The 22,962-nt window shown below is 46.4% G+C and carries 20 protein-coding genes; 17 read left to right on the top strand and 3 right to left on the bottom strand.

The features are described from left to right. Positions 1–9 precede the first annotated feature (9 nt). From FEN17_RS13580 to FEN17_RS13550, 7 genes are all read left to right on the top strand, one after another. Positions 10–1,350 carry a DUF3748 domain-containing protein gene (locus FEN17_RS13580; protein ID WP_138365893.1) on the top strand — a complete coding sequence of 447 codons (1,341 nt, stop codon included), beginning with the start codon at positions 10–12 and terminating at the stop codon, positions 1,348–1,350. A gap of 86 nt (positions 1,351–1,436) precedes the next feature. Then, the gene (locus FEN17_RS13575; protein ID WP_138365892.1) at positions 1,437–1,643 is read left to right on the top strand and encodes a DUF2683 family protein; all 207 of its coding nucleotides are present in this window, start codon (positions 1,437–1,439) and stop codon (positions 1,641–1,643) included. Further along, entirely contained in the window at positions 1,634–1,894 is a 261-nt protein-coding gene (locus FEN17_RS13570; protein ID WP_138365891.1) for a Txe/YoeB family addiction module toxin, read from the top strand. The genes FEN17_RS13575 and FEN17_RS13570 overlap by 10 nt, the downstream gene beginning before the upstream one ends. A gap of 155 nt (positions 1,895–2,049) precedes the next feature. After that, the gene (uxuA, locus tag FEN17_RS13565) at positions 2,050–3,264 is read left to right on the top strand and encodes a mannonate dehydratase (protein WP_138365890.1); all 1,215 of its coding nucleotides are present in this window, start codon (positions 2,050–2,052) and stop codon (positions 3,262–3,264) included. 24 nt (positions 3,265–3,288) lie between these two features. Further along, a complete protein-coding gene (locus FEN17_RS13560; protein ID WP_138365889.1) occupies positions 3,289–4,053 on the top strand; it encodes an SDR family NAD(P)-dependent oxidoreductase in 765 nt (254 codons plus the stop codon). Between the two features lie 65 nt (positions 4,054–4,118). Beyond that, positions 4,119–4,943 (top strand): ThuA domain-containing protein, encoded by an 825-nt coding sequence (locus tag FEN17_RS13555; protein WP_138365888.1) that lies wholly within the window; start codon positions 4,119–4,121, stop codon positions 4,941–4,943. Positions 4,944–4,972: 29 nt separating this feature from the next. Beyond that, positions 4,973–6,412 carry a Gfo/Idh/MocA family protein gene (locus tag FEN17_RS13550; RefSeq protein ID WP_138365887.1) on the top strand — a complete coding sequence of 480 codons (1,440 nt, stop codon included), beginning with the start codon at positions 4,973–4,975 and terminating at the stop codon, positions 6,410–6,412. Positions 6,413–6,484: 72 nt separating this feature from the next. On the opposite strand, the gene FEN17_RS13545 is transcribed toward FEN17_RS13550, so the two are convergent. Continuing rightward, a complete protein-coding gene (locus FEN17_RS13545; RefSeq protein ID WP_138365886.1) occupies positions 6,485–7,345 on the bottom strand; it encodes an AraC family transcriptional regulator in 861 nt (286 codons plus the stop codon). Positions 7,346–7,605: 260 nt separating this feature from the next. On the opposite strand from FEN17_RS13545, the gene FEN17_RS13540 reads away from it, so the two are divergent. From FEN17_RS13540 to FEN17_RS13510, 6 genes are all read left to right on the top strand, one after another. Continuing rightward, positions 7,606–8,034, top strand: a complete 429-nt coding sequence (locus FEN17_RS13540; RefSeq protein ID WP_138365885.1) for an META domain-containing protein — start codon at positions 7,606–7,608, stop codon at positions 8,032–8,034. Between the two features lie 174 nt (positions 8,035–8,208). Further along, positions 8,209–9,042: a sugar phosphate isomerase/epimerase family protein gene (locus tag FEN17_RS13535; protein WP_138365884.1), complete on the top strand. Its 834-nt coding sequence runs from the start codon at positions 8,209–8,211 to the stop codon at positions 9,040–9,042. Between the two features lie 359 nt (positions 9,043–9,401). Then, positions 9,402–9,650 carry a hypothetical protein gene (locus FEN17_RS13530; RefSeq protein ID WP_138365883.1) on the top strand — a complete coding sequence of 83 codons (249 nt, stop codon included), beginning with the start codon at positions 9,402–9,404 and terminating at the stop codon, positions 9,648–9,650. Next, positions 9,637–9,849, top strand: coding sequence for a hypothetical protein (locus FEN17_RS13525; protein ID WP_138365882.1), 213 nt, complete (start codon positions 9,637–9,639; stop codon positions 9,847–9,849). Before FEN17_RS13530 ends, FEN17_RS13525 begins: the two co-directional genes overlap by 14 nt. Positions 9,850–10,124: 275 nt before the next feature. Further along, entirely contained in the window at positions 10,125–10,337 is a 213-nt protein-coding gene (locus tag FEN17_RS13515; RefSeq protein WP_138365880.1) for a hypothetical protein, read from the top strand. A gap of 124 nt (positions 10,338–10,461) precedes the next feature. After that, positions 10,462–10,716: a hypothetical protein gene (locus FEN17_RS13510; RefSeq protein WP_138365879.1), complete on the top strand. Its 255-nt coding sequence runs from the start codon at positions 10,462–10,464 to the stop codon at positions 10,714–10,716. 160 nt (positions 10,717–10,876) lie between these two features. Here FEN17_RS13510 and FEN17_RS13505 read toward each other — a convergent pair whose 3' ends face one another. Both FEN17_RS13505 and FEN17_RS13500 read right to left on the bottom strand, forming a co-directional pair. Beyond that, a complete protein-coding gene (locus tag FEN17_RS13505; RefSeq protein ID WP_138365878.1) occupies positions 10,877–12,145 on the bottom strand; it encodes an acyltransferase family protein in 1,269 nt (422 codons plus the stop codon). 34 nt (positions 12,146–12,179) lie between these two features. Further along, the gene (locus tag FEN17_RS13500; protein ID WP_138365877.1) at positions 12,180–12,734 is read right to left on the bottom strand and encodes a GNAT family N-acetyltransferase; all 555 of its coding nucleotides are present in this window, start codon (positions 12,732–12,734) and stop codon (positions 12,180–12,182) included. A 239-nt stretch (positions 12,735–12,973) separates the two neighbouring features. Between FEN17_RS13500 and FEN17_RS13495 the strand changes: the two genes are divergently transcribed. The 4 genes from FEN17_RS13495 (at position 12,974) to FEN17_RS13480 (ending at position 22,957) form a co-directional block, all read left to right on the top strand. Next, complete coding sequence (locus tag FEN17_RS13495) at positions 12,974–14,098, top strand: Gfo/Idh/MocA family protein (protein WP_138365876.1); 1,125 nt, start codon at positions 12,974–12,976, stop codon at positions 14,096–14,098. Between the two features lie 118 nt (positions 14,099–14,216). Next, positions 14,217–17,972: a PVC-type heme-binding CxxCH protein gene (locus tag FEN17_RS13490; protein WP_138365875.1), complete on the top strand. Its 3,756-nt coding sequence runs from the start codon at positions 14,217–14,219 to the stop codon at positions 17,970–17,972. Between the two features lie 74 nt (positions 17,973–18,046). Then, the gene (locus FEN17_RS13485; protein WP_138365874.1) at positions 18,047–18,925 is read left to right on the top strand and encodes a helix-turn-helix domain-containing protein; all 879 of its coding nucleotides are present in this window, start codon (positions 18,047–18,049) and stop codon (positions 18,923–18,925) included. A gap of 285 nt (positions 18,926–19,210) precedes the next feature. Next, positions 19,211–22,957 (top strand): hydantoinase B/oxoprolinase family protein, encoded by a 3,747-nt coding sequence (locus FEN17_RS13480; RefSeq protein ID WP_171037925.1) that lies wholly within the window; start codon positions 19,211–19,213, stop codon positions 22,955–22,957. Positions 22,958–22,962 lie beyond the last annotated feature (5 nt).

Genomic DNA, 22,962 nt, shown 5'->3' with positions numbered 1-22,962 from the left:
TGTTTTCTTATGTTTAAAACTGATATTCAGCACATTCCTGCTTTGGACGAAAAGCAAATCACCCACGATTTAACTTACCACCATGACCTGGACAACAATGATAACTTTTCGCCCGATGGAAAATGGCTGGTTTATGACACCCGCACCGACGAAGGCGGCATCGCGGCTTCTTCCCGGATCGAGCGCGTGAACATTGCGACGGGTGAAAAGCAGGTTTTGTTTGATATCAAAAATAATCAGGATTGGGGACCTGGCGCGGGAGCTGTGAGTTACAGCCCGAAAGAAAATGCGGTTGCTTTTATCCACGGTCTTGAAAATAGTACCAAAGAAAATCCCTTCCAGCAGTGGCGGCGGTCGGGCGTGATCATTTACGACGACAAACCTAATGTGCCGATTTTCATGGATGCCAGAGACATTTTGCCACCTTTTACGCCGGGCGCACTACGCGGCGGCACCCACCGGCACGAGTGGAGCGGCGATGGAAAATGGATCGGATATACTTACAATGATGCCATTTTAAAGGCATTGGAGGATAAAACAGGCAAAAAACATAACCTGCGGACGATCGGTGTTTCCAGGAAAATCCGGCCGGTTGTTGTAGATAAATCTGATGAGAATGTCAGCGGCGAGTGGTTTAGCGCGCTGGTGGTGAGGGTAGTACCTGAGCCAAAACCGGGGAGCGATGAAATCAGTCTTGCTGCGAGTGATAGCTGGGTAGGTACCAATGGTTATTTGAAAAAAGACGGAACCCGGCAAATCGCCCGTGCTTTTTTAGGAACCGTAAAGGATAAAAATGGAAAGGATGTACCCGAAGTTTTTATCGTAGACATTCCGGAAGACATCACGAAACCAGGCCCCCTCGGTCCGCTTGAAGGAACAGAAACCGACTTCCCCATGCCGCCAGCAGGCACGGTCCAGCGAAGATTAACATTCACCGCCGACAGCAAGAATCCCGGGTGTCTTGGCGTAGTCCGCTCCTCACCCGACGGCAGCACGCTGGCATTTCTAGCCAAAGATGAAAAGGGCATAATGCAAATTTTCACGATGTCCCCGCTCGGCGGAAAGCCAGAACAACTCACTGAACACGAATCCAATGTGGCTATTAATGTCAGATGGCATCCCGACGGGAAACATCTGACCTATATTTGCGATGGGAAGATTTTCATGTGTAAAGTTGGAAATGAGCCATTTTCGGAGCGTGTGAAGGCGCTGAGTGAGGCATCGGGATTTGCACCTAGCAATTTGGTCTGGTCTGCGGATGGGAGGGTTTTGGCTTTTAACCGGCTGGTGAAGAGTGCCGGTAGCGGGAAAGGGACGCAGCAGGTTTTTGTTTTGAGACCAAAATTATAGCCAACTGAGTGCCTGCAACTGCTGGTTTAGAGATTGTAAGTAATGGAACAAATCGTTATTTTTGATCACATTCAAGCATCTAATCTATGGAAACCTTCATTGTACAACCGAAAAACCAATATGAGAAAAGAGCTTTAAAAGCTTTTTTTAAAGCATTGGATCTTCCTTTCAAAACTGAGCAGCGAGAAGAAAGTTTATACAATCCAGAATTTGTAGCGAAAATTACAAGGGGGGATGAAGATGTAAAAGCCGGGCGTACCACGACGGTAACTCTCGACGAAATATGGAAATAGAGTTTACCTCGGACGCGAAAGAAGATTTTAATTATTGGAAGAAGACTGGAAACTCCCGAATTCTTAAGAGAATCAGACAACTACTAGAAAATATTCAAGAAACCCCTTATCAGGGAATCGGAAAACCGGAAGCCCTTAAAGAAAATCTCAGCGGGAAATGGTCGAGACGAATCGACAAAGAGCACCGGCTGATTTACATGTATTCCTCTCAAAAAATTGTGATTTATTCGCTCAAAGGACACTATAAATAGTGTCCTTTTTTGCTTTGTAAATGGGGTTTTGCCAATCTCTTATCAGCGCAATTGTAAGGGAAACCTCCAACACTTTGCGTCTGGTAAAGACATCTAAGCTTCTTCGGGAAGACTTACTGGATGTATATCGAGTAAAATTCAAACACCAAGTACAAATGATTCATACCATGCGCTGGTTTGGGCCGAATGATCCGGTATCGTTGATGGATATCCGTCAGGCGGGATGCAGCGGAATTGTCAGCGCATTGCACCAGGTTGCGGTTGGGGATGTGTGGACGGTGGAGGCGATCGAAGAGCGGAAGCGGCTTATTGAAGCTGATAATCAGAAATACACAACATTGAGCTGGCTGGTGGTGGAGAGTTTGCCGGTTCATGAGCACATTAAAAAGGGACTTCCTTCGCGAGATTTATACATTGAAAATTACAAGCATTCCCTGCGAAACCTGGCGGAATGTGGCATCAAGACCGTTTGCTACAACTTCATGCCGGTGCTCGACTGGTCGCGTACCGCACTGGATTATACGCTGGATGGAGGTGAAAAAACGCTGCGGTTTGTGTGGGAGGACTTTGCGATTTTTGATTTATACATTTTAAAAAGGCCCGGCGCTGAAAGTGATTATGAGCCGGAAATCAGGGCTTCGGCGCAGGAAAAGTTAAGCCGGATGTCGCCGGAAGAAATTGCGGTTTTGACCAATACGGTGCTGCTGGGTTTGCCGGGTTCGGAAGAAGCATTTGAGCTGACCAATTTTCAGGATTTGCTTAATGCTTACTCTGAAATCGGCGATCAAGAGCTGCGTAAAAATCTCTATTATTTTATTCAGCAAGTTGCTCCGCTGGCTGGGGAACTGGGCATTAATCTTTGCATTCACCCGGATGATCCGCCTCGCTCGCTGCTGGGTTTGCCGCGGGTGGTGAGTACGGAATCGGATCTGCGTCAGTTGATGGAGGCCTGCGATGTGCGGGCAAATGGTATCACGTTTTGCACCGGCTCGCTGGGTGTGCGCGCTGATAATGACCTACCGGGCATGATCGAAAAGTTTGGCGACCGCATTCATTTTGTGCATTTAAGAACAACAAAAAGGGAAATTGATCCGGCTTCCCAACATTCTTTCAATTTTCATGAAGCACCGCATTTGAGTGGGGATGTGGATATGTACGAGGTGGTAAAAGCTTTGTTGAAGGAAGAAAAACGCCGCGCAGCACTCGGCTACGCTGATTCAATGCTACCGATGCGCCCCGATCATGGTTTCCAAATGCTGGACGATTTGCATAAAAGAACATATCCGGGCTATTCTGCGATTGGCCGCCTGAAAGCACTGGCGGAACTAAGAGGATTGGAAATGAGCATTTGGCGCTCGTTTCTAGAATAAAGTGATATTTAAATTTTGAGATAAATGTCTTTTGAAAATACTTTTTCATTGAATGGTAAACTGGCCCTGGTGACTGGTGGCGGGAGCGGAATTGGCTTCAACATTGCGCAATGTTTGGTGTGGGCGGGGGCCGAAGTTGTCATTACCGGCCGGCGTGAGTCGGTGTTGCAAGAGGCGGTTTCGTTATTGGGAGACAAAGCGCATTACCTAGTCAATGATGTGACTGATTTAAAATCGATACCTGCGCTGATCGAAGATATTGAATCACAAATCGGGGAGATTGATATCTTGGTCAACAATGCGGGTATCAACATGAAAAAACATGCAATCGAAGTCACTGACGAGGATTTTGATAAAGTTGTTCAGACGAACTTGCACGCCGTTTTTTCAATTACCCGGGAAGTTGGCAAGAAAATGATCGCCCGGAAACGTGGCTCCATCATTATGATTACTTCGATGGCAGCGCTTTACGGAATTGATCGCGTGGTGGCTTATACAGCTTCCAAATCGGCCGTCGGCGGTATGGTGAACGCGCTGGCGACGGAATTTTCCCCTTATAATGTTCGCATTAACGCCATCGCGCCCGGATTTATTGAGACCCCTATGATGCTCACCGCCATGAATGGTGACCCTGCTCGCCGCGACAAAGCGATGGACCGCACGCCGATGGGAATCTGGGGAAAACCGGATGATGTTGGCTGGGCGGCGGTTTTTCTGGCTTCCGAGGCTGCGAAGTTTATTACCGGGGTTTCGCTGCCGGTGGATGGGGGGAATTCTATTGGGTTTTAAGGTATTAGTCAGAACTCCGGTGCTTTCATATTTACAGTTTTTCAAAAACGCATATCAACACAACCATGAACTACCTGAAACCTGTCTTTTTACTTCTACTTCTTTTTTTCACAATCAGCAGCTCCCAAGCCCAGAAAATCAAGTGGAACAAGGTAAAAATTCTTGTTTATACGCGAAATGGGAAGGGTTATGTTCATGATAACATCGCCAATTCGCTGGTGGCGATTCAGGCGCTGGGGCGGCAGAATGGGTTTGGCGTAGATACTACTTCGGATGCTTCGAAGTTTACGGATGAGAATTTGAAACAATATGATGCGTTGGTTTTTTCAAATACCAATAATGACGTATTTGACACTGATGCTCAAAGGGTTGCATTGATGCGGTACATTCAGGCTGGGGGAAATTTTGTGGGAATACATTCAGCTTCGGGTACGGAGCGGAAGTGGAAATGGTTTAAGGAAATGCTCGGCGGGACGTTTTTCTGGCATGAGCCGGGACAGGCTTTTTCAGTTAAAATCCTTGATCCTAAAAATCCTTCGCTGGCACATTTAGCACCGGTTTGGAAGCGGCCGACAGATGAATTTTATTTTGTAAAAGAAATGGCGGTTAATCTTAACGTGCTGGCTGTCAATGATCATACCACCATTGAGAAACCTGCTGGAAAAGCGCTGGACACCTTCGGGGATGTGTTCCCGTCGGTTTGGTGGCATGAATACGACGGTGGCCGCGCATTTTATACTTCGCTCGGGCACCAGAAAGAAGATTACGAAAAAGAGGATTTGAGAAACCACATTCTGGGCGCGATTGAATTTGCGATCGGGCCGCAGAAACCACGGAATTACAGCAAGTCTTACGCAACCAATCCACAGGATGCGGTGCGCACAAAATAGATCAGTCAACTATACTATTTCCTAATCCAATGAAAGACAACGAGCAAGAAATTAGTCAGGACAGAAGGTCATTTATTAAAAAAGCGGCCACCGGAACAGCCGGGATCATTGCGGCTTCGATGTTCCCGACGATCGTTCCGGCCAGCGTTTTTGGCAAAAATGCGCCGAGTAACAAGATCAACATTGGTCAAATCGGTTTCGGGCGGATCGGCTCTTCGCACGATTTGCCGGAAGTGATCAAAAATGAAGCTGCGCATGTGATTGCGGTGGCGGATCTGGATAAAAACCGTTTGGCAAATGGTAAGGTTTGGATTGAGAAAAAATATGCTGAACGGACTGGAAAAGAGAAGTATCTGGAAGTAAAAACGTATGATGATTACCACGAAATTCTGGCCAGAAAAGACATTGATGCGGTGATTATCAGCACGCCTGACCACTGGCATGCACAACCGGCGATGGAAGCTGCCGTGGCCGGAAAGCACATTTATATGCAAAAACCGACTTCGCTGACGATCAAAGAAGGCCGCACGATGGCAAATATGATCATCAAGAAAAAGGTGATTTTTCAGCTCGGAAGCCAGCAGCGTTCGGTTTCGCCGTGGCCGCAGTTTAAGCGGACTTGCGAGCTGGTGAGAAATGGCAGGATTGGAAAATTGAAGAAAGTATATGTGGGTTTACCCGGCGATCCGGCGGGTGGGACTACGACCGAAATGCCGGTGCCGCCCAATTTGAATTACAATATGTGGCTGGGCTCGACGCCGGAAGTTTATTATACCAAAGACCGCGTACATTCTCAGACCGACATGCTCAATGAACGTCCGGGCTGGCTGCGTTTAGAGCAGTTCGGTGCCGGAATGATCACGGGCTGGGGTTCGCACCACATTGACATTGCGCATTGGGGCATGGATACCGAACTGACCGGACCGATTGAAATTGAAGGGAAAGCAACATTTCCACCGAAAGGGTCAGGACTGTGGGATGTGCACGGAGATTTTTTGGTGAATGCCAAATATGCAAATGGGGTGGAAATGGAAATTGGCGGTACCAATCCAAACGGGATCAAATTTGAAGGTACCGATGGATGGATTTTTGTTTCCCGCGGCAATGTGGGCGTGACTGCGTCCGATCCTGTGGCCGCTACGACGGCTGCGAAAAATGAAGCGTTTTATGCAAGCGATCCTAAAATCCTCGGGTCAGTCATTGGGGAAAATGAAATACATCTTTACGAAAGTCCGGAGCAGCACCGGAACTGGATCGAGAGCATTCAGAGTGGCAAACAAACGATCAGTCATGCCGAAATTGCGCAGCGCTCTTGCACGGCTTGCCTGCTGGCGCATACGGCTATGAAGTTGGGCCGAAAATTAAAATGGGATCCTAAAAAGGAAGATTTTATTGGAGATAAGGAAGCGAGTGCCATGTTATCCCGCCCGCAGCGCGCACCTTACGGCACAAATTATGTAAAGGGTTAAGTCATTGATTTTAAAACAACAAACCAGGCAAATCTTCGAAAATTGCCGGGTTTGTTGTTTTAAAATAAAACCTTAATAATTCCCTTTATACTCCCGCGGTGTCTGGCCAATGTATTTTTTGAAATTACGGTTGAAGTTGGAAAGTGAATCAAATCCGCTGTCGTAGGCGATCTGGGCGATGGTCCATTTATCTTCCAGCAATAATTTGCACGAATGTCCAATCCGGATTTCGTTTACAAAATCGATAAAAGTCTTGTTCGCGCGCGCTTTAAAATATCTGCAGAAAGCGGCCTCCGTCATCCCTGCCAGCGAGGCTACATCGCCCAGTCTGATCTCCTGATAAAAATGCTGCAGCACATAATTGTGTACTTTTTGCATGCGCTCGGTTTCCGAAACTTTGTAGGTATTTACATATCCATAACTCGAAATCGGGCTGCCGCCGGTTTCGTGGGCCAGCTTGTCGAGCAATGTGAGGAGTTGCAAAATGCTTTTGAAACCTTCGGTATGCGTGAGCGACATTAATTCGCTGCGTATATGCTCCCTCAGTTCGCCCTTGTATTCGATGCCTCTTTTGGAGTCGATCAGTAGCTGCCGGAGCGCTAACATTTCCGGTTTTTCAAGAAAATCTTTGCCCAAAAAATCCTCCTGGAAGTACAGCACGATGCCGTGGGTCATGAGGTTGGACGACTGGTCGAAATAGGCGGGATCGCTGCGCCACAGGTGGGGAACGTCAGGGCCAAGGAAAACGGTATCGCCAGGCTCGAAAGTCTGGACAGAATCACCGATGAGGCGTTTTCCGGTGCCTTCCAAAACGGTAAATAACTGGTAATGCGGGTGGAAATGCCAATTTGGATCAAAATGAGGCGCTTTAAGTTCCTGGACAGTTACTGTGCGCACCTGGCTTTCCACATTTTTATGAATTGGTGCCTTCATACAAACTCCTGAATTTTACCACTGAAATTTAAGGGTCAGTAAATCTAACATCAAAATACGATTACTTAACCATTTTACCGGCCGAAATTCATTTAGCAAGCGGTAAACGAATCAAGTAATGTCAGCGTTGTAATCGATGCTATCAGGCGGTTTGGCGAATGGCATAATTTTTGGAATATTCTGCTGTCGCAACTAACCATTGCAACCCTTTATTTGACACCATGTCTTCATTTCGTTACTCTGTTATCTTTTTAAGCATTATGAAAAGCTTTGTACATCCGGCAGTATCGTTGCTGCTTGTTTTTGTGTTGGCGGGCTGTGGAAAAACAACCACAATCAACAGTAATATGGAGCTCACAGGTAAGTGGGAATTGGAAAGCATTGTGCAGGATAACGTGACCATTAAAAAACCTGCTCCGGCGAAAGGCCAGTTTGAAGTAAGTTTGAATTTTAAAGAAAAAGGCGAATTGGAAGGAACGTCTTCCAGCAATCTGCTCACAGGATTTTATGAAACCGCCCAGCAAAATACCATCCAGATCGGCGGCGGCGGTACTGAAAGAGCGGAAACAACCTGGGGAAACCTGTTTGTGAATGCATTGCCGAATGTGAATGTCTATGACTTGAAGGCAAACCGGCTTGTTTTGTTTTACGAGAATAACAACCAACTGATTTTCACCAGGGTACAATAACATTTACATTGAAAATATTAGAGCAGTTTCGGTCCGAAGGCCGGAGCTGCTTTTTTGTGTATATCAAGATCAAATCAGTACTTGTCAAAACGAATCAAATAAAGGGTATTTTTTTGCTGTAAAATTGTACGGATATTACTTGCCCGACGATTTTACAGTTAAATTTTGCATTTGATGAAATACAGCATGAACCTCCTTTTGTGGGGGACTGAAATTGACGACCGACTTTTTCCAACATTGGAATTGATTAAAGAAATCGGTTTTGACGGCGTGGAAGTGCCTATATTTAATACAAATCCGGAACATTGGTTCAACTTCCGGAAAAAGCTTGACAGCCTGGGACTTGCCTGCGAAACGGACACGATTTGCGGCCCGGACCAAAATCTGATCAGCCCCGATCCTGCAATGCGCAGACACACGATCGACCATCTGAAAAGTGCACTTGACTGCTCGCTGGTACTAGGCGCAACCCGACTGATGGGGCCTTATCATTCTGCGTTGGGTGTTTTCACCGGTCAGCCGGCTACCGAGGAAGAGTGGCAGTGGGGCCTCGAAGGCATCCGCGAAGTGGCGGATTATGCCGAATCGCTGGACATTACACTCGGCCTCGAATACCTCAACCGTTTTGAATTATACCTGACCAGCTGCACCGACGAGCTGATGCGTTTTGTGAAAGAGGTGAACCACCCGAGCTGCAAAATCATGTTCGACACCTTTCACGCCAACATCGAAGAAAAAAACATCGGCGACGCCATCCGCAAAGCCGCCAACGATATCACCTTCATACAACTCTCCGAAAACGACCGCTCCACGCCTGGCAAAGGAAATGTGGATTGGGACGGTATTTTTCAGGCGATTAAGGACATTAATTATGACGGCTGGCTCAGCATTGAAGCATTTAGTCCGAAGCTGCCGGTGGCTAATATCTGGCGGAAGATGTTTGATTCGGAAGAGCAGTTGATGCGGGATGGGTTGGGGTTTATCAAGAGAAGGATCGAGCAGTTGTAGCACCAAGAGCCAGAGGCTCGACCGATGTCCTAACTCCGGGTTTCAACCCGGAGAGACAAGGAGCGAGATGCCGACTGAGTATCAGTCAACACCAGTCATATCAAGCGTCTGGGTCATGCCTGCCTCGGGTTAAAACCCGAGGTTAAAATATCGGTCGAGCCTCTGGCTCTCATAAAACGCAATAACGAAAACCGGTTAAACAGGAAATTAGATTTCTTGTTTAACCGGTTTTCGCAGTAAAGTGGCGGTCATAAAGTTGAAGCGATACCTTTTAAAAACTCTTGTTACCAGCAAATAAACGGATTAGGAAACAATACTTTTTGTGTTACATTTTAGCCGATCAAACATTTCTTACTGTCATGTCTACACTGGTCAATAAATATCTCGTGACAAATCAGAAAAAGTACAGAAAGCTGCTCAATAAGGTTGATGCTTTGATGAAAAAGGGTGAGTGTAACGTGACCGCCGAAGAGTCAGATGAAATTCTTGCGATCGCACTCGCTTTGCTAGAATATGAACAAAAACATTTTCCAATCACCGGCCCTACCACTTTGGAAGGTATTGCAGAGCTTGAAATGTACGAAAAGCGACTGAATGAAAACTTTTAACTCGATTGACGAAGCTTTTGGATGGTGGCTTGCCACAATTTATCCCACATTGCCCGCTCAGGCTAAGAAAGGAAGACTTACCTACGCTTGGAGAGATTTCACTCACAAACGAGGAATATCCCATGCAAGGATGAAGGAAATTTTATCGGAATACGGTGAATTTGAGATTCAGACTATTATTAAGTATTTACCAAAATGACTATTAAATTTTCATCGATCGACGAGGCTTTCAAATGGTTTCTTGAAAACACCTACAAAAAACTTCCCGCAGACCAGAAGAAAGGACGTTTAACATATGCTTGGAGGGATTATACGCATAACGGAAGTATTACCGAGAAAAGAATGAAAACTATACTTAATGAGTTTGGCGAAATAGAAGTAAGAACAGAGGTTTTATACAAAACGGAGTAAATTATATTTCAAGTTAAGACACCTTCAATTTGGAATATTTCCACAGACGCTTATATTTGTAATATGAAAAAATTCTCTTCCATTGAAGAAGCATTTGAGTGGTGGCTAAAAAATATTTACCCAGCTTTACCAGCAGATGTTAAGGTTGGAAAATATCTAAATGGCTGGCGGGACTTCACATATAACAAAGGGATATCGCACAAACGTATGAAGGATATATTATCAGATTTTGGGGATGTGGACGAAAAAACACTCATCACTTTTAAATTAAAGTAAAAAAATTTCGCGCCAAAATTTGGAAAAATTCCACAGATGGGCGCAAAGAAAAACCCGGAGTACAGTCGCAAAACATTACATCCGGGTTCAGTTCAATCAATTACAATTAAACTTTCACAAAACTATGAACAATCACCAAGATTCAAAATCACAACAAACTAAGGCTGCTGATCAGGCAACATTGAGCCAATTGAACATTGTCGACGAATTTTTCAGAAGAGACTCCGCTGCTGAAATGATTGAATCGCTTCATGTGATGGTGGAGAATTTTCTTTTTACCGAAAATCTGGCGCGGGTGACGCCGGAGATGCGGGTGCATATTGTAAATAATCTTCGGACAGCGACTTTTATTGCGAGGCTGGAAAGAGGTCAACGATAAAAATATAAAACAACAACTAACAAGAGCCAGAGGCTCGACCGATATCTTAACCACAGACTTCAGTCCGTGGATCAGCCACAGCACCGGAGGCTCCCGGATTGAAATCCGGGGCCATGAGATCGGTCGAGCCGCTGGCTCTTAGGCGTGCATCTTATGGAAATTAGACTTTAAAAACCAATCTCCTTCGCCACAGCACCACCAAAATCACCGACCAGATCAGCAGATAAAGCAAAGCGTACACCAGCGAAGCATTGTACGGACTTTCGAACCTCGGAACTATCTGATATTGGTAAAAATAAGGCACAAGATTCATTTGCTCAGATGGCTTGGCGGGGTTTGTGATTTTTACCACATTGAGCAGCCTGATGATGATGCCGGAGAAGAAAAAGACGACCATCGGATTCACGCCGAACATGACGAAGTAGGCTGTCCAGCTTTTAAAACCTTTTATATCAATCACATAAAATAAAATTGACAGACAAATCAGTGCCCAGCCGGCGGCGTAGAGGACGAAGCTGCTGGTCCAGAGTGCCTTGTTGAGAGGAAAAACGAAACTCCAAATAAAGCCGATTAGTACGCCTGCTAATCCGGCAACAAAAAGATAGAACGCTTTGCGCGGCTTTTCCAGATTGGATTTGAGTAATGCTCCGGCGAGTAAGCCCGCGATGCCGGTGCCGATGGCGGGTAATGTGCTCAGGATTCCTTCCGGGTCCCAGGTTTTGGAAGTTGCCCATAAGTGGCCGGGAAGCAGGAAGTTATCCAGCCAGGCGGCCAGGTTTGTGCCTTTTTCAAAGTTTGGTTCTCCGATTCCCGGCACGGGGATCAATGTCATGATTGCCCAATAAATTAGTAAAACACTTACGCCGACGATTGCCTGCGTGACCCAGCCAGTCCGCCAATAAAGCAGCGAGACGATGAGATAAACGATGGCGATGCGCTGCAAAACGCCGGGAATGCGGACGGTTTTGAAATCCTCAAATCCGCCGAAAGCCAAGATTAACATGATAGTAAATAAGGCGATTGCGACCCAGAATTGCAGTTTTCTGTCGTAATTACCAAATAACGCCACTACCACGACTGCCGTAATCGCCAGTCTGAAAGCCAGTAAGGCTGCATCTTCCAACCCAGCAAATTGTATCCGGCTAAAAAAGCTCAGGAAAAGTCCCAGACAGAAGATCCGCAATGTGCGGGTGACAATTCGTTGCAGGATAATTTGGTCGCTGACATTAGGCGCAGACGCCAGTACGACCGATACGCCGACGATGAAAAGAAATGTTGGGAAAACCAGGTCCGTAGGTGTACAACCGTGCCACTCCGCGTGTAACAGGGGTGCATATACGTGCTCCCAATCGCCGGGATTGTTCACTATGGTCATCAGGATCATGGTCAGTCCGCGAAGGACATCGAGCGATACAAGCCGCTGTTTCATGGGTTCAGGGGTCATTTTGATACTACTTCGCTTTTTATAATACTTCTCGCACCATGTGGTCATACCTGTGGCCGACGAAATCCTTTTCGCCGAAAACCTGAAAACCTACATCTTCATATAATTTCCTGGCTTTCGGATTGACTTGATCTACAATCAGCCCAACTTTTTTGTACCCGAGCGAAGCAGCGTGGTCACAAAGCGCCCGGATTAATTTTTTCGCAATTCCTTTGCCGTGATGTTCTTGACTAACTGCCAGACAATCAATGTAAAATTCGCCAGCCTCGGTTTCGTTAGAAAGTGTATAGTCCGGCTGTGACTTCCGGATTTCCTTTAAAACGGGCTGCCTCAATTCATGCAATTTTCCACCATCGTAACCGAGGATCAAGCCTACGATTTCCGCATCTTCTTCAAAAACAAGGGTATTTTGATAGCCGTACTGATTCCCTTCAGTTTCAAAAAATGACTTAAAAAATGGCACTGCTTCCTCTGGTTTGTCAACATTCGCGAAGGAAAGCGCAATCTGGTCCATCGCCAGTATGATTAACGGAACTGCTGCCGGGCTGTCTGCTGGAACTGCGTGTCTGATCATAAGTGGGTTTTTATGTCTATTTTTTGCAACAAACTTCTCATTTAATTGATATGGTAGTCAAAATAAAGTCAGTACTAATCAAAAGACGTAAAGTTTTTAGCATTATTTTACTTTAAAATTGTATTGCCAAAATCTGCATAATAACGTGGCATTTGTATTCGCTGAACCTTTAAAATCAGCGCCGAACAAGCGAATACCTAACCTTTTGACTAACTTAATCAATTAACCTGTTTAGTAGCATGTCCCAAAAAATTAATGTTGCCATTGTCGGATTGGGCTTCGGAGCCGAATTTATCCCCATTTACCAGCAACATCCCTATGCAAACATGTACGCCATCTGCCAGCGCACCGAGTCTAAACTCAATGCGGTGGGCGACCAGTACGGAATTGAGGTACGTTACACGAGCTACGACGACCTTTTGGCTGACCCGAATGTAGACGCGGTGCACATTAACTCCCCGATCCCCAACCACGCCGAGCAAACATTAAAAGCATTGCGCGCCGGAAAACACGTAGCATGCACCGTACCGATGGCGACGAGCGTGGAAGATTGCATCGAAATCGTGAAGGCGACCAAAGAATCGGGCAAAAAATATATGATGATGGAAACCGTGGTTTATGCGCGGGAATTCCTGTTTGTCAAGGAGTTATATGAAAAAGGTGAGCTGGGAAAAGTGCAGTTCCTGAAAGCAAGCCATCAGCAGGATATGGAAGGCTGGCCTGATTACTGGCCTGGCTTGCCGCCGATGCACTATGCCACGCACTGCGTAGGACCAGTGGCCGGTTTGCTGAAACTGGAAGCGGAGTATGTGTCGTGCTTCGGCTCGGGCACGATCAGCGAAGATCTGGCGAAGATTCACAACTCACCTTTTGCAGTTGAATCGGCTCATATCAAGTTCAAAGACAGTGACTTGTCAGCTTATGTTTATCGCTCTTTATTCGATGTGGCACGCCAGTATCGCGAGAGTTTTGAAGTTTACGGAAGCAAAAAATCGTTTGAATGGCCGCTGATCGAAGGCGAAGATCCTGTGATCCATACAGCGAAAAAACCGGAGCACGAAATTCCTGAAAAAGTGACTACGCCGGATTACGCACATTATTTGCCGGAAGAAATCCGCGCATTTACCGGTCACGGCGTGTATAACCTGGAAGACAACGCGCATTTATCGTTTGTACAAGGCGGCGGCCACGGAGGCTCGCACCCGCATCTTTGCCACGAGTTCATCAGCGCATTAATTGAAGATCGCGATCCGTTCCCGAACGCATGGCAATCAGCGAACTGGACAAGTGTCGGAATTTTGGCGCATGAGTCGGCATTGCAGGGCGGGGCGTTGATTCAGTTGCCTGATTTTAAAAGTTTATAAAAGAAGCATCGTGCTAGCCCTTCGACTCCGCTCAGGGTGACAAAAACGCGTTGTCACCCTGAGCGGAGTCGAAGGGCTAGCACGATGCCACTAATTACAACAGAAACAATCAAACTCAATGAAAACCAAAGCGTTATCCTTTATCCTTGGTATTGTTCTCCTCGGGTGTGCGTCGCAGCAATCGTCACAGAATGCGGCTATGAAAAGCACTTCCGCGAAGGAAACATCGAAAGGGCGGCGTCTCGAAATTCTCTTTTTGGGGGATAACGGACATCATAAACCCGCCGAACGTGTGCCGCAAATTATGGCTGCACTGGGCCCAAAGGGCTTTAACTTTACGTATACCGACAATCTCAACGACCTCAATGCCGAGACTTTGAACAAGTACGATGCATTGATGTTGTACGCCAACTGGGATTCCATCGCCCCGCCGCAAGCCAAGGCCTTGCTTGACTATGTAGCTAGCGGAAAAGGTTTTATTCCGATCCACTGCGCTTCTTATTGTTTCAGGAACAATCCGGAAGTCGTGAAGCTGATCGGCGGGCAGTTTTGGAGACATACTTTTGATACCATTCAACCGGTTTGGACAAAACCTGATCACCCTGCGATTGCAGGTGTGAAGCCTTTCAAAACCATCGACGAGACTTACCTGCATACCTTATTGCAGCCCGACAACATTGTTTTGACGGAACGTACGATTGGAAAAGATCAGGAAAAAGATAAGCCTGGCGTACAGAAAGAGCCGTATACCTGGGTAAGAACGCATGGAAAAGGCCGCATTTTTTACACCGCTTATGGTCACGACGAGCGTACCTGGGCAGTGCCTGGTTTTCAGGATTTGATTGAAAAAGGGATTCTTTGGGCGGTAAACGATGAAGCAAGAGCTGCTTTGACTGCACTTGCACCGAAACCATTTGAATACCGCGAAGCCAAACTGCCCAACTACGAGCAGCGCCCTGGCCCTCAGATGCAACAATTGCCGCTTTCTCCCGAAGAATCGGTCAAACACATTCAAATTCCGGTTGATTTTACACTGGATGTTTTCGCTCACGAACCTGACGTGATGCACCCGATCGCGATGACCTGGGATGAGCGCGGAAGGTTATTTGTTTTGATCACCAAAGATTATCCAAACGAAAGAAAAGATACCGGTGGCAGCGATTACATCCTGATTTGCGAGGATACCAATAAAGATGGTAAGGCCGATAAATTCACGAAATTCTCGGACGACCTGAGCATTCCGACCGGTTTGGTTTTCGCAAATGGCGGTTTGATCGTCTCACAGGCACCGCACATGCTGTTCTTGCAGGATACCAATGGCGATGACAAAGCGGATGTGAAGAAAATCTTGTTCTCCGGTTTTGGTACAGGAGATACTCACGCGGGTCCTTCAAACCTGCATTATGGGTTTGATAACTGGGTTTATGGTGCAGTGGGTTATTCCGGTTTCAAAGGGAAATTCGGACAAAAAGATTCATTGGATTTTGGTCAGGCGCTTTTCCGGTTCAAGCCGGATGGTACCGACATGGAAATTGTTGCAAAGACTTCCAATAACACCTGGGGATTGGGTTTCAATGAAGCGGGTGACCTTTTCGGATCTACTGCTAACAACTCACACGGCTGGTACTCTGCGATCCCAAACCGCTATTTTGGCAAAAGCAAAGTAGATAACGGAAGCCGCAGCACGGATACGCATAAAGATATGCAGCCGATTACACCAAAAGTGCGTCAGGTAGACGTTTTCGGCGGATTTACCGCAGCAGCCGGACATAATTTTTACACGGCAAGAGCTTATCCTAAAAAGTATTGGAACAGAGTAGCTTTCGTTTCCGAGCCTACCGGGCACATTTTGCACCAGAACATTGAAACAAAAAAAGGTACGGACTTCGAAGATGCATTGGGCTTCAACTTATTGGCGGGTGCCGACGAGTGGGTTGCCCCAGTGTTTGCAGAAGTAGGTCCTGACGGTGCAGTTTGGGTAGCCGACTGGTATAGTTACATTATCCAGCATAACCCGACTCCAAAAGGATCAGAAAACGGAAAAGGAAATGCTTACCAGACTGATTTGCGTGATTTTACGCATGGCCGTCTGTATCGCATTGGCTGGAAAAACGCACCGAAATATACGCCGATCACTTTGAGCAAAGACCGCCCGGATGAATTGGTAGCGACCTTGAAAAACAACAATATGCTGTGGCGCAGTCACGCTCAGCGATTGCTGGTAGAGCGTGGGAATAAAGATGTTGTACCAAAATTAGTGGAGCTGGTTAAAGACAAATCGGTAGACGAAATCGGGCTGAATACGGCTGCGATCCACGCTCTTTGGACATTAAACGGACTGAATGCCATTTCTGATCCACAGGTTTTAGCGTCTGTTACCGAAGCTTTGAAACATCCTTCAAATGACGTTCGTAAAACGGCCGTACAAGTTTTGCCTCACAACGCTGCTACAGGTCAGGCGCTGCTGGCTGCCGATGCACTGCATGATAAAGAGCCGCTGGTGGTGCTGAATACATTGCTGGCATTCTCGGAAATTCCTTACACGCCGGAAATCGAAAGCGCGGTGCTGGCTTTAATGGATTCGTATCCGCAGGCCGACGATCGCTGGATGCCGGATGCATTTGCAGCAGTTCTGAACTCGCATAACGGTTCTCTGCGTGAGAAATATCTAGCGCAACGTGTTGGCAAAGTAGGCGCAACGCAGCCTGGCATGAGCAACCACGAGACGGCGGCAGTAGATCATTCAACCATGCACCGCGACCATCAAACTGCGGCGCAACCGACCGTGCAAGGATCGGCGGAATTGGCGATCACCAACATTACCATCGAACCAAAAACGCCGTATGTACGTGAGTATGCGCGGGTTGTAATTGACATTACCAACCAGGGCAGCGTCGCGGTTCCAAAAGGAACAGTGCCCGTCGTGAATGTAGGTATTCGAAGCCGCTCTCTAAATACAAACTATATCAGCCGTCAACTTACAAATGGAATCGCTCCAGGTGAAACCGTAAAACTGGTGGAAGGTAACAATGGTCCATGGAAATCGGGTTTTGGTTTTACTTCTGATGAAGCTGGAAAAGTAAATGTTACCGCTACGGTGGATGTGGACAATATTGTCCCAGAAAAGGATGAGATCAAAAACAACACCATGAGTAAAACCTTCGAAGTGCGCCGCCTCGACAAGCTTTCGGATTTTGCATTGGAACGTGCCGTGCGAGGATATACCTCTTATGCGAGCGGTGATGATGTGATTAAATTAATCCAGACTGCGCAAACCATTGACTTACAGGGACGCAACGCGGTGATGAAAGGTATCATCGGCGCGTGGAACCCGAAACGCCAGGAAAAAGCCAATGATGAAAGCAAAAAATATCTTGCCTCAATCAAAAACACCATTTCCGACGACCAGACTGCGAAGTACACAACATTCCTCGAATCTTATGGCATCAAAGAAGAAGTAACTACCGATCCGAATGTGCAGATCGTCAACATCAAGGCCATCCGCGAAGAAATGAAGTTCAGCGTAACAGAATTCAAAGTAATCGCTGGAAAAACGGTTGAGCTCGTTTTTGAAAACCCGGATGCGATGCAGCACAATGTGGTCGTTGGAAAACCAAAATCTTACGAGATTATCGGTGCAGCGGCTGACAAAATGATCACTGCGAAAGACGGAGCCGAGAAAAACTACGTTCCGAACATTCCGCAGGTTTTGGCAGCAACCCCGCTGGTAAACCCAGGCCAGACATTCCGTCTGAAATTCGTGGTGCCAGATGTAGTCGGCGAATATCCGTTCGTCTGCACATTCCCGGGCCACTGGCGGTTGATGAAAGGCGTGATGACGGTTGTGAAAGAACAAGCCGTGCTAAGCAAATAAATTAATGAAAATGAAGCTTTTAATCCTGGGCGCAGAATGCTGGCGCTCAGGATTATTTGTTTAAAAAAGTGCCCATGAAAGTTGTACAATTCACAATTCCGGTCCCTAAGGAAAGTACGGTGGTGGTGCAGGAAAGCATTCTTCCGCATTACTACAACCACCTGCACCGGCATCGGGAAGTACAGATCGAGTGGGTGATGGAAGGCTCGGGCATTCTCATTGCCGGCAATTACATGCAGCGTTTCGAGAGCGGCGAAGTATACATTATAGGGCCGAACCAATCCCACATTTTCAAGAGCGATGAATCCTATTTTAGCGGCACCGAGCAAAAGCAAATCCACTCAGTATCGATATTTTTTGATCCCGCACATTTATCCCAAAACATCCTAAGCCTCCCGGAGATGACGGGTATCCGAAGATTTGTTAATGGTTTGCATAATGGTTTTCAGATTGCCGGACAAGAATCGGATATCATCAAGAAATCGATCATGGAAGTGATGCAAACCAAAGAAAGTCAACGCATTGCATCCTTCATTTCTCTGCTGCATCATTTCACTACCACTCGTGACCTGAAACCGTTGGCCACCAGCAGCAGCGAGCACCGGATTTCGGAGGTGGAAGGTATCCGCATGGATCGGATTTTCCAATACCTCGTTTCACACTACAAAAAACACATTACCCTCGCCGAAATATCCGAAATCGCCAGCCTGACCCCCCAGGCATTTTGCCGCTATTTTAAAAAGCACACGGACAAAACTTTCATCGGCTTCCTAAACGAAGTCCGCATCAACGAAGCCTGCAAAATTATCCTCTCAGGAAAATTTGAAGGCTTTTCGGACGTCAGTTACCAAACCGGATTTGACAATGTGACTAATTTTAACAGGGTTTTTAAGAAGACGACAGGGTTGTCGCCGAGGGAGTATCAGAAGGGGTTTATTGAAGGGTTGGGGTAATTAGCATCTATCGATCCGTAGGTGGGATTTTATTGGGTGACCAAACTATCGTCCTTTGAGCCATTCTTTAAGTGTTTTCATTACATCTTCATGTGCATTACCTTCCTCGATTTCTATTTCGGATTTCTCAAGAGATGCAATCATAGTATCTCACCAATCTGACTAATAAGTCGTTCCTTAACCTCCATAATCGCGTTTTTACGAGTTAACTAATTTAAGATACAATGATTTCGCATTTAAGCAAAATGCCTGCTAACTTGTAAAAAACATCTATAAATCCTCATTTTGAGTAATTCTAAAAACCCCTGGCAAATCTGGATCGATACCGGTGGTACTTTTACAGACTGCCTCGCCATTGATCCCAAGGGAAACAAGACCAGAATAAAAGTGTTAAGTTCCAGCTGCCTGCGTGGGAGGATTACCCAAGAACTGGCGCCCGGCGTTTTTGAATTTGAATCAAAATGGGCTTTTGGTGATGCGCTTTTGGAAGGCTATACTTTTCGGTTGCTGGGGCAAAATAAAACTTGTAAGATTCGCAATATCAGCACTTTTGCGAATCAGCTAACGTTAAGCACACAATTCAAAATTGAGGCTCCCGCTGATTTTGAAATCACAACCGGCGAAGAGGCTCCGATTTTGGCAGCACGCCTTTTGACCAACACACCGTTAAACCAGCCGCTGCCTCCGATTGAAATGCGGCTCGGCACCACCAAAGGCACCAATGCCTTATTGGAAAGAAAAGGTGCGAGAACGCTTCTACTGGTCACAAAAGGCTTTAAAGACCTGCTTTACATTGGTACCCAGCAGCGGCCGTCACTTTTTCAGCTGAATATTCCGGAACCAAAATTGCTTTATGCAGACGTGCAGGAAATCGAAGAGCGCCTGGATGCGGAAGGGAATATTTTGCAGGAATTAACATTACCGGGCGCAATCCAACCAACTGATTACAAGTCAGTAGCTATCTCCTTTTTACATTCCTACAAAAACAACACGCACGAAAATGACATTGCAAATGCGCTGAGAGAAAATGGAGCTAAATACATTTCGGCCTCTGCTGACCTTTTTCCGTTTTCGCACTACCTCCGCCGCACGCAAACTGCCGTCGTAAATGCCTACCTCGATCCGATTCTCGATCAATATTTGTCTAATATAAAAAGCAAGCTGCCGGAAGGAACTTTGAAAGTCATGACCAGCACCGGGAGCCTGGCAGAGTTGAGCGTATTTCGGGCGAAAGATAGTCTGCTAAGTGGTCCGGCAGGCGGCATGATTGCTGCCGCAAATACCGCGAAACGCCTGGGATTCAGCAAAGCGATTACTTTCGATATGGGTGGTACCAGCACAGATACCGCATTGATCGACGGCGAGCCGGAGTTGAAATACATTACAGAAATTGACGGCATTGAATTTCACAATCCGACACTTGCCATAGAAACCGTTGCAGCAGGAGGTGGCTCTGTCTGCTGGTTTGACGGATTTTCATTGCAAGTCGGGCCGGAAAGTGCGGGGGCATCGCCTGGGCCGGCCTGCTATGGAGCAGGCGGCCCGCTGACGATTACGGATGTGAATTTGCTACTCGGAAAGTTGGATGCTTCGAAATTTGGTATTCCTGTAAACGCAAATGCGGCTATCGCAAAACTCCATGAATTAATCAACTTAATCTTTGAAAAGACCGGTAAAACATTAGCATCAACAGAAATCTTAAAAGGCCTCGAAAGGATTGCTAATGAAAAAATGGCCGACGCAATCCGTAAAATCTCCGTCGAAAAAGGCATTAACCCTGCTGAATTTGCATTGATCGCATTTGGTGGCGCGGGCGGCTTGCATGCTTGTCAATTAGCGGAATTACTAAATATGAATTCCGTAATTATTCCTTATGACGCTGGACTTTTCAGTGCGGTCGGAATTGGAGAAGCATTGGTAAGTACTATTGTTTCAAAACAAATCTTGCTGCCGTGGAATAATTCACAAAATCAAATTGAATTTTGGAAAAATGAATTGACAACAGCTGCCGGAAATATCCTGAAAGCACAAAATGTCGAAAGTTTCGAAGTTGCTTTTTGCACCTGCTTTTTGCGATTTGCGGGTCAAGAAAACACAATTGAAACTGATTACGATGGAGAAAATACGATCGCTGATTTTGAGAAAAGCTATCGGGCACAATTTGGCTACTACCCAGCCAATCTGATAGTCGAACTGGAAAGCCTGAAACTCAAATTACAGGAGAAAGGTGTTAAATCAGAATTTGAAAATGTCAGAAAAGAAGGACAGGAAGTTGTTCCAATTAAAACAATAACTATTCTTCATGCTGAAACCGACTCAACATTAGCAAATATCTACGAATGGGATTTACTCAAACCCGGAGAACAGATCACCGGTCCCGCCATTTTGCTTAGCAATACGTCCACTTCCTACATTCCCGAAAGTTGGAAATTAGTTATCCAAGACAATCAGGACGCCATTATTCTCAAAACCAAAGAAACTGAAATCGCCAGCGAGCAGCACAGCGAAGCCGTCGCATTGCAGCTTTTCACAAACCGTTTCAAAGCCATCGCTGAGGAAATGGGTGTTCAATTGCAGCGCACTGCCTTTTCTGTCAATGTAAAGGAACGGCTGGATTTCTCATGTGCATTGCTCGACGCGGAAGGTGAGCTGTTGGTCAATGCACAACACATTCCGGTGCATTTGGGAAGTATGGGCATTTGCGGCCGGCTGGTCAAAGAAGCAATTGAAATCGGTCCGGGCGACGTGGTAATCACGAATCATCCGAAATATGGCGGCTCACATTTGCCCGATATTACATTGATTTCAGGCGTCTTTAAAGATGAAAATGAATGTATCGGCTACGTCATCAACCGCGCGCATCATGCTGAAATCGGAGGAAAAACGCCTGGTTCTATGCCGCCGGATGCGACCTGTCTTGCTGAGGAAGGAGTTGTGATCGTGCCTCAATATCTGGTCAAATCCGATGATTTTCAATGGGATAATATGCGGAAATTGTTTTGCGAAGGCTCCTATCCTACCCGCTCATTTCTTTCCAACGAAGCCGACATCATCGCCGCACTTTCCGCATTGCGAAAAGGTAGCGAGCAGCTTTTGACATTGGTAAAAACACATGGACTGGCCGAGGTGCGGAAATATATGATTTTGCTAAAAGAAAGCGCAATCATTCAATTACAAACTGCACTGAAACCCTATCACAACCAGACGTTTGAAGCAACGGAATTGCTAGACAATGGGCATCGGATTCAGGTAAAAATATTAGTGAATGATGAAAAACAGATCTTCGATTTTACAGGAACTTCGCCGGTACATCCCAACAATTTGAATGCCAACATTTCGATTTTGTACAGCGCGATTTTGTACGTATTGCGACTTTTGGTCAACAAAGAAATTCCACTGAATGATGGTCTAATGAAAAACGTCGAAATTATTTTGCCTGAAAACAGCTTTCTGCATCCTGATTTTTCAGATGATCCGCTGGAATGTCCGGCTGTCGTCGGCGGGAATACAGAGGTAAGTCAGCGATTGGTGGATACTTTGTTGAAAGCATTTGGCCTGGCGGCGTGCAGTCAGGGGACTATGAACAATTTTCTGTTTGGGAATGATCACTTTGGCTACTACGAAACAATTGGCGGAGGTACTGGCGCGGGAGACGGCTTCAACGGGCGCTCGGCAGTCCACCAGCACATGACCAACACGCGCATTACCGATCCCGAGCAATTGGAGCGCAAATATCCGGTGCGTCTGCTGGAATTTGGAATCCGAAAAAATTCCGGCGGGCGGGGAAAATTTAATGGTGGCGACGGGATCATCCGAAAAATTCAGTTTCTTGAACCTCTGCAAGTTACGCTGCTAGGCCAGCATCGGAATGAGGCGCCTTACGGATTAAATGGTGGAGAAGACGGCGAGCGCGGGAGGCATACGCTGATTACAAATGGTGAAGTTTCTGAACTGCCAGGAATATGCAGCCTGGAAGTTCAAAAAGATGATATTTTGATTATAGAAACTCCCGGTGGCGGGGGTTATGGTTAAATTTT

The organism is Dyadobacter luticola, from assembly GCF_005860805.1.
In the GTDB taxonomy this organism is placed as follows: domain Bacteria; phylum Bacteroidota; class Bacteroidia; order Cytophagales; family Spirosomataceae; genus Dyadobacter; species Dyadobacter luticola.
Note: the sequence above shows the minus strand (reverse complement) of the source record. Positions and strands in the feature narration are given on the sequence as shown.